The following is a 13,304-nucleotide window of genomic DNA, read 5'->3' as shown; positions in this document are numbered from 1 at the left end:
GTGAACCTGCCGCTACTCCACCGCCGTCGGGCTGGAATGGCTAAACCAAAAATAAAAGGTAAAGAAAGCGGCGTGGTGCATGGTCGGTCCAAAAGTGTGCGAACGACTATAACAAGGAGTCATCGGCATTGGCAAGCGTTTATTTGGCTGTCAACTGTCGCCCTTCTTTGCCTGTACTGACGATCGGTTGCGTGAAGCAGACAGGGTTTTCATGCTTGCTCCATACGCTTGAGAGATGTCAGTCCCGTATGCGCGGCGGGTGCAAGAGTCGGGACAAGCCCCGGCCGTCTGGCATTGCGCCGGCAGGGTTCCCTAATCCCTATGGAGTCCGGACATGACTGCATTTTCGCTGCACGAAACATCCATCGCGCCCACGATCCGCCGCCTGTTCGCCGGCGGCGGCGCCGTCGGCATGGCCATCCTGGCGCTGCCGGCGCCGGCACAGGAAGCCGCGCAGACCGCCGGCGCGCGGCCGATCCAGCGCGTCGAGATCACCGGCTCGAACATCCGCCGTTCCGAAGCCGAAACGGCTTCGTCCGTCATCACCGTCAACCGCGCCGACATCGAGCGCTCGGGCAAGAACACGGTCGCCGAACTGCTGCAGGACCTGGCCGTCAATAACGCCGGCGCGGTGCCGACCACGTTCGGCAACGGTTTCGCGGCGGGCGCTTCCGGCGTCTCGCTGCGCGGCCTGGGCGCCAACTCGACGCTGGTGCTGCTCAACGGCCGCCGCATCGCCCCCTACGGGCTGGCCGACGACGGCCAGAAACAGTTCGCCGACCTGAACATCATCCCCACCGATGCCGTCGACCGCATCGAGGTGCTCAAGGACGGCGCCTCGGCGATCTACGGCTCGGATGCGATCGCCGGCGTGGTCAACGTGATCCTGCGCCGCGAATTCTCGGGCAACACGGTGCGCGTCCAGCAGGGCGTCACGGAAGACGGCGACGGCCACCAGACCAATGTGTCGTTCACCAAGGGCTTCGGCAGCCTCGACAAGGACCGCTACAACGGCCTGTTCAGCATCGAATACAAGCGCCAGGGCGAGATCTGGTACCGCGACCGTTCCGACCGCGACTGGATCGGCCGCGTCGACCTGCGCCCCTGGGGTTTTTCCGCCGCCGAAGGCCTGGGCGGCACCGGCGCCATCGTGCCGGGCAGCGGCGGGGCCGGCAGCGCCATCAACGGCAACGTGCGGCCGGTGGGATCGACGGGCGACTTCTTCAACCGCGGCAACCTGGGCCCCGGCACGGGCTTCACGCGCACCTACCCGGGCGCGGCCTGCCCCGCCTTCTTCAGCTCCTACCCGCAGGGCGACCCGGGCGGCGGCTGCCTGATCGACGCCAGCCAGCGCTACAACCAGGCCATACCGAAACAGGAGAACATCAGCTTCTTCGCGCGCGGCACCTGGCAAGCGACGCCGGCGATCCAGGCCTACAGCGAATTCAATTTCTACACCAGCCGCGCCAATTCCTCGACCACGCCGTCGGGAGTGAGCGGCTCGGTGGGCTACCCGGGCGGCCCCGTCAACAACAGCGTCGTGCGGCTGGGCGAGGCGCACCCGGACAATCCGTATGCCGGCACCCCGGCCACGCTGCGCTACCTGGCGGCCGACGTCGGTCCGCGCGAATCCCTCATCACGTCGGAATTCGTGCGCTGGGTGGGCGGCGTCAAGGGCACCAACTTCGGCTGGGACTGGGATTCGGCCTTGCTGTTCTCGCACAACCACACCAACAACACCCAGAACGGCTACCTGCAGCGCAACGTCGCGTTCGCCCTGCTCGACCCGAGTCCCGCCAACGTGGCCGCCGCATCGACCAACCCGGCCTACGCGGCCCTGCCGCCGGGCACGTTCTGGCGCATCGGCGAGAATGCGGGACTGAACTCGCCCGAGCTGTACGCGGCGCTGTCGCCGGAGATCAACAACGCGGCCCGCACCAAGCTGGCCCAGTGGGACGTCAAGGGGTCGCGCTCGTTCAAGAACTTCCTGCCGGCCGACGACATCGGCCTGGCGCTCGGCGCCGAATGGCGCTACCAGCGCAGCGAGCTGCGGCCGACCACGGGCACCGAGCTGGGCAATATCATCGGCCTCGGCTATTCGGCCTACGAAGGCAGCAACCATGCGTATGCGGTCTATGCCGAAGGCCTGCTGCCCCTGCCCTACCAGCTCGAGGCGTCGGCGGCGATCCGCTACGACCACATCAGCGACGTCGGCCACTCATACACGCCCAAGGCTGGCCTGAAGTGGACCCCGGTGCGTGAATTTGCCCTGCGCGGCACGTTCGCGCGCGGCTTCCGCGCGCCCAGCCCGCCGGAGAACGGCGTCGGCGGCCTGGCCGCCTACTCCACCTCGGACGACCCGCTGCGCTGCGCGCTGGGCGTACCCGGCACCTGCGACCCGGTGTCGGTGGCCGTCATCACCTCGCCCAATCCGAACCTGTCGCCGGAACGTTCGCGCAGCTACACGGCCGGCATCATCTGGGATCCGCTGCCGCGCACCAGCATCTCGATCGACTACTGGAAGATCAAGCGCAAGAACGAGATCAACCAGGAACAGATCGATGCCGCCATCGCCGCCGGCTCGGTGGCGCGCGATCCGAGCAACGTCAGCGGCGTCCCGGGCGACCCCGGTCCGATCACGGCCGTGCTGACGCGCTACGTCAATTCGGCCGAGACCCAGGTGCGCGGCCTCGACATCGATGCGCGCTACAACCACCGCCTGCCGGCGGACTGGGGCAACCTGTCCTTCGACGTGAAGTACACCCACCTGTTCGAATGGACCCGCAGGGAAGCGGACGGCACCGAACGCGACTTCGCCGGCACGCACGGCAATTGCGACATCAGCAACTGCGCCGGCACGCCCGACGACCGCGCCAACTTCCGCGTGGGCTGGGACCGCGGGGACTGGCGCGTGTCACTGAACGCGAACTTCCGCGGCAAGATCGACAACCGCCTGTTCGACGGCGACACGGAATGCGCGAGCCATTTCGCCAACGGTGCCGACGCGCCCGACGACTGCGAACTGGCCTCGTTCACGAGCTGGGACCTGGTGGCCCGCTGGAAACCGCTGCCGCAATGGGAAATCTTCGGCTCCGTCCAGAACCTGTTCGACAAGGTGGCGCCGCTCGACCCGCTGACCTACGGCGCCACGTCGTACAACCCGCTCGACTACGAAGGGGCGCGCGGGCGCCTGTACACGCTGGGGGCGCGTTATACGTTTTAATACCGAACGGATATCCGCGCTCGCGTAAGCGCAACCATAAAACAACGTCGCCCCTGCGGAGGCAGGGGTCCAATTGCCGCATGCGTAGCGATGATGCATGCAACATTGGCCCCCTGCCTGCGCAGGGGCGACGGTTGATGTGAGCGTTTCAGTTCAAACGATCAGGCCGTACCGCCCACCGTCACGCCATCGATGCGCAGCGTCGGCTGGCCCACGCCCACCGGCACGCTCTGGCCTTCCTTGCCGCACACGCCGACGCCGGAGTCCAGCGCCATGTCGTTGCCGATCATCGAGATGCGGTTCATGGTGTCCGGGCCGTTGCCGATCAGCGTGGCGCCCTTCACCGGATAGGTCACCTTGCCGTCCTCGATCATATAGGCTTCGCTGGCCGAGAACACGAACTTGCCGTTGGTGATGTCGACCTGGCCGCCGCCAAAATTGACGGCGTACAAGCCGTTCTTGACCGAGGCCAGGATCTCGGCCGGATCCTTGTCGCCGGCCAGCATGTAGGTGTTCGTCATGCGCGGCATCGGCAAGTGGGCGAAGGATTCGCGGCGGGCATTGCCCGTCACCGGCATCTTCATCAGGCGCGCGTTCATCGTGTCCTGGATATAGCCCTTCAGGATACCGTCCTCGATGAGCGTCGTGCACTGGGTCGGGTTGCCCTCGTCGTCCATGTTCAGCGAGCCGCGGCGGTCCTGCAGCGTGCCGTCGTCGACGACGGTGACGCCCTTGGCGGCGACGCGCTGGCCGATCATGCCCGCGTACGCGGACGAGCCCTTGCGGTTGAAGTCGCCTTCCAGGCCGTGGCCGACGGCTTCGTGCAGCAGCACGCCGGGCCAGCCCGGGCCGAGCACGATGGTCATCGGACCGGCCGGGGCCGGACGCGCCTCCAGGTTGACGAGGGCCGCCTGCACGGCTTCGCCCGCATACTTGTCGAGCAGCTGCTCGCTGAAGTAGCCGTAGTCGTAGCGGCCGCCGCCGCCCGAGGAGCCCATCTCGCGCCGGCCGTTCTGCTCGGCGATGACGGTGACGGACACGCGCACCAGCGGACGGATGTCGGCCGCCAGCACGCCGTCGCTGCGCACGACCAGCACCACGTCGTATTCGCCGGCCAGGCTGGCCATCACCTGCACGACGCGCGGGTCTTTCGCGCGGGCGATCTTCTCGATGCGTTCGAGCAAGCGCACCTTGGCGGTGGCGTCGAGCGAGCTCAAGGGGTCGTGCGGCAGGTACAGGGAACGGCCGCCGCTCGGCTGCACGGCATTGGCCACCTTGACGCGGCCGCTGCCGGCGCGCGCGATGGTGCGGGTGGCGGCGGCAGCGTCCAGCAGCGCGGCCTGCGAGATGTCGTCGGAATAGGCGAAGGCGGTCTTGTCGCCGGACACGGCGCGCACGCCGACGCCCTGGTCGATCGAGAAGCTGCCGCTCTTGACGATGCCTTCTTCCAGGCTCCAGCCTTCGCTCTTGGTGAACTGGAAATACAGGTCGGCATAGTCGACCTTGTGCGTGAACATCGTCCCCAGCGTCGTGATCAGCTTGCCTTCGTCGAGTCCGAACGGCGTCAGCAGGACATCGCGCGCGACGGCGAGGGAGGAGAGATTGGGTTCGAATGGCGTCATTGCGTCGGGTCTTTCTGGTAAGGATAGGGCATTGTGCCATATCCGTTCCATTCCCACCGGAGGGGCCGGCGTCCCGTGTCGACGACCGGACGCGGCCCCGGCGCGACGCCCGCGGCTACATCGTCCGGTGTTTCAAGGCCGGCAAGCTCTCGCGTACCTTGGCCAGGTAGTCCGGATCGATCTCGCCGGCGACCACGCCTTCGCCTTCCGGCAACACGGCCTTGACCTCGCCCCAGGGGTCGATCAGCATGCTGTGGCCGAAGGTGCGGCGCCCGTTGGGGTGCGTGCCGCCCTGGGCCGAGGCCAGCACGTAGCACTGGTTCTCGATGGCGCGGGCGCGCAGCAGCACTTCCCAGTGCGCCAGGCCCGTCGTGTAGGTGAAGGCGGCGGGGACGACGATCAGCGTGCAGTCGCCCATGGCGCGGAACAGTTCCGGGAAGCGCAGGTCGTAGCAGATCGACATCCCGACCCGGCCGAACGGCGCCTCGAAGCTGCCGACCGTGGCGCCGGGCACGATGGTGCGCGCCTCGTCGTAGGATTCGGTACCCTTGTTGAAGCCGAACAGGTGGATCTTGTCGTAGCGGCCGACGCTGCGGCCTTCCGGATCGTAGACGAGGGTGGTGTTGAGCACCTTGCCGGCATCGGCGGACACCAGCGGCAGCGTGCCGCCGATCAGCCAGATGCCTAGTTCGCGCGCCTGCCCGGCGAGGAAATCCTGGATCGGGCCGCTGCCCGGCCGTTCCGCGCGCGCCACCTTGTCGGTGTCCGCCATGCCCATGATGGGCCAGTATTCGGGCAGCGTGACGAGGCGTGCGCCCTGCGCCGCGGCCTGGGCCAGCAGGCGGCCCGCGGTGGCGATATTGTCCTGGACGTCCGGCGACGACACCATCTGGACGGCGGCAACGGTGGTCTTGCTCATGGAGGGCTCCTATTGTTTTCCGGTCTTGGGCGCCGCCTTGCCCGCGGCCTGGGCGGACGCCTCGTTGGCGGCTGGATTGTCCAGCTTCACGATGTTAGGCGACTTCCAGGGTCCCGTCACCTGCATGTGATAAGTCAGCGCCTTCATCACCGGAGCGCGCAGGAACAATTGCGCCAGGAAGCTGCCCAGGCCGATCACGGGGTTCACGGCCAGGCCGTACACGAGGGGGCCCGTGCCGAGATTGAACTCCGGAATCACGACCACGTGCAGGTTGGTCGACTCGTTGGCGATGTCGGCGCTGCCGTCCATCAGCACCGTCGCGGCCACGCCGTGCATTTTGAGGTTGTCGGTGCGCACCACGCCGCGCTGGATCATGGCGTTGGCCGTGATGCCGTCGAACGCCAGGCCTTCCGAGAACACGTCGTGGAAGTCGAGCTTGAGCATACGCGGCAGCATCTGCAGGCTCAGTACGCCCAGCAGCTTGGCCGCGCCCGGATCCTGCTTGAGGAATTGCCCGTCCTCGACGTTCATCTGGACCTGGCCGGACAGGCTCGGGATGTCGAGCGAGTACGGCAGGCCGGCCCAGGACAGGTCGCCGGACAGCTTGCCCTTGCCGTGGCGCAGCGTGCCGGCGAAGCCGAAGCGGTCCAGCAGGCGGCCCGCGTCGCGGATGTCGAGGTTGAAGTTGAGCGCCGTATTGCTCTTGCCGTCGCGTGTCAGCCAGCGGCCGTTCGCCGCCAGCGTGCCGTCCGGATTGGACAGGTTCAGGCGGTCGATGCGCCATTCGCGGCCGGCCAGCGCCTGGGCATTGTTGGCCACCAGTTCCAGGCGGCCGAATTGCTTGTCGAACAGTTCGAAGCGCTCGGCCACGATGTCCAGGCCCGGGATGCCGGCCACGGCGCTTTTCCCCGATTCGAGCAGGTCCTTCACTTCGTTGGCCGAGGATTCCGGAATGTCGAGCGAGGCCAGGCGCGCCGTCACCTTGCCCAGGCCCTGGCCCGTCGGCGTGTCGTTCCAGGTGACGTAGCCGACGGCCGCCTGCGAATCGATGCTGGCCTGCCAGGAACCCGGCTGGTGGGTGACGCCGACGACGACGTTGCGCAGCGCGCGCTCGCCGACGATCAGCTCGCCGGCACGGGCGGCGATGGTGTCCGGCACCACGTACTGGGCCATCGAGACGCCGCCCGCTTCCGCCGCGCCCTTGTCGGCGCCCTTGCCCTCGCCGTTGCCTGCGCCGTTGCCCGAGCCGGCGATCTCGGCACCGGCCGCCAGCCAGCGGTCCACGTTCAGCGACTTCATGTCCACGTTGATCATCATGCCGCTGTCGGGCTCCGGCGCCGGCACGTTGACGCCGATGCCGCCGCGCTTGACGACCCAGGGGCCGTGCGGCTGGCGTTCGCGCAGGTAGCGCGCGGCGCCCAGGTTGCCCACGCCGATGCGCAGCTCGTCGCGGCCGACGCCGTCCGGCCCCGTCGGCTGGCCGGCCAGCACGAAGTGGACGGGCAGCGCCGCGTCGGCAGGCTTGTTCAGCGGCGCCGGCAATTCGATGCCCATGCCCGCCAGGGTCGAGTCGATGACGATGTCGGACTTGTGGTCCTTGACGGTGACGCTGCCGTTGAACTTCGCGCTGCCGGACAGCTTGGCGCCCAGGCGCTGCAGCGCCGGCAGCGCGGCCGTGGCGCGCATGCCTTCGGCGCTCACGCTGCCGGCCATCTGGATCGCGATGGCGCCGCCCGGCTGGGTGCCGCCGGACAGCTGCAGCGGGCCGCCCAGGAAGCTGGCGCCAATGCCGTTCAAATTCACGCCGTGCTCGGAAAATTCGATGCGGCCCAGCGCCGCCTGGATCGGCGGCAATTCCGGGAACAGCGTGACGTCGTTGTTCTGCAATTGCAGCGCGCCCTGCACCTTGGCGTCGTGCAGGTTCGCGAGCGGCAGGCGCAGCTTCAGGCCCAGCCGCGCCGGCCCCGTGCCCTGCGTGCTTTCCGTGAAGTGGCCGATCCATTCGAGCACGGGCGTGACGGACACGTAGCGCAGGAATTCCTGCAGCGGGCCGGCGGCATTGCCGTCGATCTCCAGCATCATCTCGTGCGACCCCAGCTCGGGGATCACGGCGCGCACATTGGAGAGGGCCACGCCCAGCGTGCGCGCCGTGTCGCCATGGATTTCCATGCGCGCGCGGTCGAACACGATGGAGCCGTTAATGTTCTCGGCCAGCGGCCACAGCGGCGACTTGTCGTCGGCGGCGAAGTGGCCGGGCGCGTATTCGAGCTTGGCGTTTTCCAGGCGGCCGGCGGCGCGGAATTCGCCGCGCGCCCGCTCCGCCGCATTGCTGGCGCGGAAGGGGAAATGGGCGAGGTCGCCGCGCAGGCGCAGCTGCGCATCGCGCAGCGTGCCGCCCTGCAGCGCGCCCGTCAGCCAGTCGCGCAGGTGCTCGGGCGTGGCCGTGGGCAGCCAGCGGCCGATGCTGGCGATGTCGAAGTTGTCCACGGTGGCCGTGATATCGGCGCTGCCCGGCCCCTGGCCGGGGCCCAGCGGCAGCAGGTGGCGGCCCGACAGCGTGGCCTTCAGGGCGCCCTGGCTCAGCTCCATGCCGTCGACCTCGACCAGCAGCTGGTCCGCGCGCGGCCAGCTCCAGCGCGCGCGCAGACCCAGGCGGTCGAACGCCATGTCCGGGTCGGCGAACCAGGCCGGCAGCGCCAGCGCGAACTTGTCGGCATCGATGTTCACGCTGCCGCCCTCGTCGCTGGCATCGATGCTGCCGGACAGGTTGCTGAAGCCGGGCAGCGCGCTGCGTGCCGGTAATGCGGGCTGGGCCGGATCGGCGCCGGCGGGCACGGCCGCACGCGCCGCCAGCGGCTGCACGCCCAGGCCCTCGACCCGGCCGCGCACGCGGTAGCCGGACATCTTCGGGAACCGTCCGCGCCATTCGGCCTCGACGTCGACCAGGCGGCCGCGCGGCGCCAGCTCGGCCAGCAACTGGCGCTGGCCAGGTGCCAGCGGCATCTGCACGGCCAGCGCGGCCAGCGCGCCCAGATCGACCTGGCGGGCACGCACGGCGAAGCGCTCCGGCAAGCCCTGCTTGGCCGGACGCCAGGACTCGGCCAGCGTGGCCGGCGGCAGCACGAGGCCGTCTCGCGTTACGACAGAAAAGTTTTCCAGGGAAATCTCATGACCCAGCGCGCCGAAGGTCGGCTTGCCGTCGTCCACGCCGGGGGCGATCGTCTCGCTGGCCGACAGGCGGCCGGACACGCGCGCCAGCGACAGCGCGGGCGCATCCGGCGCCAGGCGCGCGCTGACGCCCGCCAGCGCCAGGTCGGCCGTGAAGCCGGCCAGGCGCGCATGGTCGAAGTCGAGCCAGGCGCGCACCGAGCCGCGGCCGCGCTGCAGCGTGAACGGGTAGTCGAAGTACTGCTTCCAGGCCGCGAGGTCGGTATTGCGCAGGTCCGCATACAGCTCGCCTTTCCAGCGCGTCGCGTCGGACGCCTTGGCGCCGAACGCCGGATGGGTGAAGCGGGCGCGCACGTCGAGCGGATCGCCCTGCGGTTTGCCCCCTGCGTCGGGTTGCGCCGCCTTCAGCGCGAAGCGGTGCACGGTCCAGCGGTTCTGCAGCACCATCGTCACGCCCGTGAGCTGCAGGGGCGGCGCTCCGCGCAGCGCGTCGGTCCAGGACAGGCGCCCCTCGCGGATGACGATCTCGCGCTGGCGCAGCAGCCAGTCGGCGCCGCCGCCATCGTCCTTCTTGTTCGGGTCGATGCGCACGCCGGCCACGTACAGCACGCCCCGGTCGTCGCGGCGCACGTCCAGTTCGGGGCGGTTGATCTCGATCGATTCGAAACGCGGCTCGAGCGCCGCCACCGACCACCACGACAGCGTGGCCGAGACCGAGGGCAGCGCCAGCAGCTGGCGGCCGTCGCGGTCGCGCAGGTGCACGTCGCCGAGGTAGAGATTCGGATGCAGGCCGCGCCAGGAGGCGTAGACGCGGGAAATGGTCACCGGGTTGCCGAGCACGCGGCTGGCGGCGCGCTCGATGTCCGGCTTGTACATGTCGATGTTCGGGAGGACGGCGTAGCGCAGCAGCAGGAACAGCGCCATGAAGGCGAAATACAGCAGCAGGCCGGCCTTGACGGTGAAACCGAGCACATGGTGCGAGGCCAGGTTGGCGTAGCGGTAGCAGGCACGCGCGGCGGCCCAGCGCTCGGCGAGCGGCGTGTGGCCGTCGACACGGCCGTCGACATGGCCGTCCGCGTGGCCTTGAGCGGGCCCGTGCGCCTGGCCGTGCGGCGGCCCGCGCTCCTGCTCGCTCTGCTGCTCTGCCTGCGGTTCCGGGTTGTGCATCAAGGTGCTCAATAAAGCTCGCCGTCAATAGGAACCCGCCGCCCCGCGACGGTCTTCAATGTCCCCGTGTATATTCGTCAGTCGATAAGAGAGCGCTTGCAAGTTTCCCGGCGACCAACTTACCATCACGCTGACCCAGGGCAGCGTGGCGGGCAATTTTACCGCATAGCAAGCGCCACGGACCGCACAACCTCGCCAGGAGTCGCCGTATGTTGCACGCTTCACCCACCCAGTTGTCATCGACCGCGCACGACTCGCGCTTCTACCGCCGCTGGCTCGGCGCCGACCCGGCCCGGGCCGGACGCGTCGACGCCTTGTCCGCATTATCGCTGGCCCGCCTCGATCTTGGCGCAGCGCTGAAGACGGAGGCCGAGGCCGGCCCCGACGGCCCGGCGCGCCCCCTCCCCCTCGGGCGCGCCATGCGCCGGCTGCGCAACCTGCTCGTGTGCGCGATCATCCGGCGCGACCTGGAAGGCAAGGCCGACCTCGACGAGGTCGTCACCGCCATGAGCCGCTTCGCCGACTTCGCCGTCCAGTCGCACCTGGCCGAGCTGATGGCCGAGATGACGGCCGCGCACGGCGTGCCGATCGGCGAGGAATCCGGCCGTCCCCAGCAGATGATGGTACTGGCGATGGGCAAGCATGGCGGCGGCGAGCTCAATGTCTCGTCCGACATCGACCTGATCTTCGTCTACCCGGAGGACGGTGAGACGCAGGCCGGCGCCGGACAGAAATCGCTGTCCAACCACGAGTTCTTCGTGCGCCTGGGCCGCAAGCTGATCGCCGCCCTGTCCGAAATCACGGAAGACGGCTTCACCTTCCGCGTGGACATGGCGCTGCGTCCGAACGGTAAGTCCGGCCCGCTGGCGGCCAGCCTGAACATGGTCGAGGACTACCTGATCGTGCAGGGCCGCGAATGGGAACGCTACGCCTGGGTCAAGGCGCGCGCGGTGACGGGCGACGCGGCCGACATCGCCGCCCTGGACCATATCGTCCGTCCCTTCGTGTACCGGCGCTACCTCGACTTCGGCGTGATCGATGCGATCCGCACCATGCACGCCCAGATCCGCGCCGAGGTCAACCGCCAGGAGCGCCTGCATCCGGAGCGCACGCAGAACGTCAAGCTGGGCCGTGGCGGCATCCGCGAGATCGAGTTCCTGGCCCAGGTGTTCCAGCTGATCCGCGGCGGACGCGACCCGGCCCTGCGCGAACGCTCCACCCGCCTGACGCTGCGCCTGCTGGCCGAACGCGAACTGCTGACCGCCGACGTGGTCGAGCGCCTGCTGGGCGCCTACGCCTTCCTGCGCAACCTGGAGCACCGCCTGCAGTACCTGGAGGATGCGCAAACCCATACCCTGCCCGCCGCGCCGGAAGACCGGCTCGTGATCGCGCGCATGATGGGCATGGCGGACGAAGCGCAGCTGCTGGCGGCGCTGGACGACTGCCGCGCCTTCGTGGCCAGCCAGTTCGACGCCATCTTCGCCGACAAGGCCGGCAATGGCGGCGGCGACGAGGTCGATCCGGATGCGCTGGGCGGCGACGACAGCCGCGACGCCATCGCCGAACGCCTGGCCGCGCTGGGCTTCGACGACCCGCACCAGGCCGCCGGCCGGCTGCTCGCCACCTGGCAGGCGCCGCGCCTGCAGACGCTGCCCGAGGCCAGCCGCACGCGCCTGGTGGCGCTGGTGAACGCGGCCCTGCCCTTGATCGCGACGATCGTGCGCGAAGCGGGACTGGGCAGCCACGCCGCCACCCTGGGGCGGCTGCTCGACTTCTTCGAGGCGATCGCGCGCCGGTCCGCCTACCTGTCGCTGCTGACCGAGTATCCGCACACGCTCGAGCGGGTGATCCGCATGATCAATGCGAGCGGCTGGGCCGCGACCTTCCTGACCCAGCACCCGATCCTGCTCGACGAACTGCTCGACGACCGCGGCAATGCCGCCGAGGACCTGCCCCAGCTGGCGGCCGCGCTGGCCAGCCAGCTCGACGCGGCCGACGGCGACACGGAACGCCAGCTCGACATCCTGCGCGAAGCCCACCACGCCCAGATGTTCCGCCTGCTGGCGCTGGACCTGGCCGGGGAATTGTCGGTCGAGCGCCTGGCCGACCACCTGTCGGCACTGGCCGACCTCATCGTGCACGAAGTCGTGCAGCGCGCCTGGCGCACGATCCCCAAGCGCCACCTCGAGGTGCCGCGCTTCGCCGTGATCGCCTACGGCAAGCTGGGCGGCAAGGAACTGGGCTACATCTCCGACCTCGACGTCATCTTCCTGTTCGACGACGAGGACCAGGAGGCGCCGTCCAACTACGCCAGGCTGGCCCAGCGCTTCATCACCTGGATGACGACACACACGCCGGCCGGCATCCTGTTCGACATCGACACGGCGCTGCGTCCGGACGGCGCCAGCGGCATGCTGGTCTCGTCCGTGAATGCGTTCGAGCGCTACCAGCAGGGCTCGGCCTGGATCTGGGAACACCAGGCCCTCACCCGCGCCCGCTTCTGCGCGGGCGACGCAGCCATCGGCGCGCGTTTCGAGGCGATCCGCGAACGGGTGCTGCGCCAGGACCGGAGCGGCAATGCCGGCCAGCTGCGCGACGAAGTCGTCAAGATGCGCCGGCGCATGCGCGAGGCCCACCCGAGCCACACGCCGCTGTTCGACCTGAAGCAGGACGAAGGCGGCATGATCGACATCGAATTCATCGTGCAATACCTCGTGCTGCGCCATGCGGCGGCCTATCCGGAGCTGACGGCCAATGCCGGCAACATCGCCCTGCTGCGCCTGTGCGGCCGCCTGGGCCTGATCGATGCGGCCCTGGCCGAGGATGTCGCCGGCGCCTACCGGACGATGCGCCGCCTGCAGCACCAGGTGCGCCTGCAGGGCCAGGACAATGCCCGCGTCGAACGCGCGCTGGTGGCCGTCCAGGCCGGCGCCGTGACGCGGCTGTGGCAGGCCTGCTTCGGCGACCGATAGTCACAGCGGCGGAATGGTCTCGTTCCGGCAGCGCAATGCTGCCGGCAACATTCCGTGATTTTTCGCCGTCCCGGGACCGATTCCGCCCGGAACTGCCCATTTCTCCGAATTTTGTGTTGCGGACCAACAACGGTCGATTGTTGTATTTTGGTGCATTTACACGTCCATGCACCACTTTAAATCGTTGTTATGCGTGCAAAATTTTTTGCCGAATCCAAACGTTATATTTACAT

5 protein-coding genes are annotated in these 13,304 nt (G+C 68.7%); 2 read left to right on the top strand and 3 right to left on the bottom strand.

Features of this window, described 5'->3' with window-relative positions:
• The first annotated feature begins 334 nt into the window (after positions 1–334).
• On the top strand, positions 335–3,223 hold the full coding sequence (locus ACI1V7_RS10820; RefSeq protein WP_404531767.1) for a TonB-dependent receptor: 2,889 nt from the start codon (positions 335–337) through the stop codon (positions 3,221–3,223).
• A 161-nt stretch (positions 3,224–3,384) separates the two neighbouring features.
• Here the strand turns inward: ACI1V7_RS10820 and tldD are convergent, their stop codons facing one another.
• The 3 genes from tldD to ACI1V7_RS10805 all read right to left on the bottom strand — a co-directional run bounded on the left by tldD (position 3,385) and on the right by ACI1V7_RS10805 (position 10,111).
• Positions 3,385–4,845, bottom strand: coding sequence for a metalloprotease TldD (gene tldD / locus ACI1V7_RS10815; RefSeq protein ID WP_404531766.1), 1,461 nt, complete (start codon positions 4,843–4,845; stop codon positions 3,385–3,387).
• A gap of 115 nt (positions 4,846–4,960) precedes the next feature.
• Positions 4,961–5,764: a carbon-nitrogen hydrolase family protein gene (locus ACI1V7_RS10810; RefSeq protein WP_404531765.1), complete on the bottom strand. Its 804-nt coding sequence runs from the start codon at positions 5,762–5,764 to the stop codon at positions 4,961–4,963.
• Between the two features lie 9 nt (positions 5,765–5,773).
• Positions 5,774–10,111 carry a YhdP family protein gene (locus ACI1V7_RS10805; RefSeq protein ID WP_404531764.1) on the bottom strand — a complete coding sequence of 1,446 codons (4,338 nt, stop codon included), beginning with the start codon at positions 10,109–10,111 and terminating at the stop codon, positions 5,774–5,776.
• A gap of 197 nt (positions 10,112–10,308) precedes the next feature.
• Here ACI1V7_RS10805 and glnE point away from each other — a divergent pair, with 197 nt between their 5' ends.
• Complete coding sequence (gene glnE, locus ACI1V7_RS10800; protein ID WP_404531763.1) at positions 10,309–13,071, top strand: bifunctional [glutamate--ammonia ligase]-adenylyl-L-tyrosine phosphorylase/[glutamate--ammonia-ligase] adenylyltransferase; 2,763 nt, start codon at positions 10,309–10,311, stop codon at positions 13,069–13,071.
• The last annotated feature ends 233 nt before the right edge of the window (positions 13,072–13,304 follow it).

This window comes from Massilia paldalensis (assembly GCF_044901715.1).
GTDB classification, from domain to species: Bacteria; Pseudomonadota; Gammaproteobacteria; order Burkholderiales; family Burkholderiaceae_D; genus Telluria; species Telluria paldalensis.
This window is presented reverse-complemented; position numbering and strand designations above follow the sequence as displayed.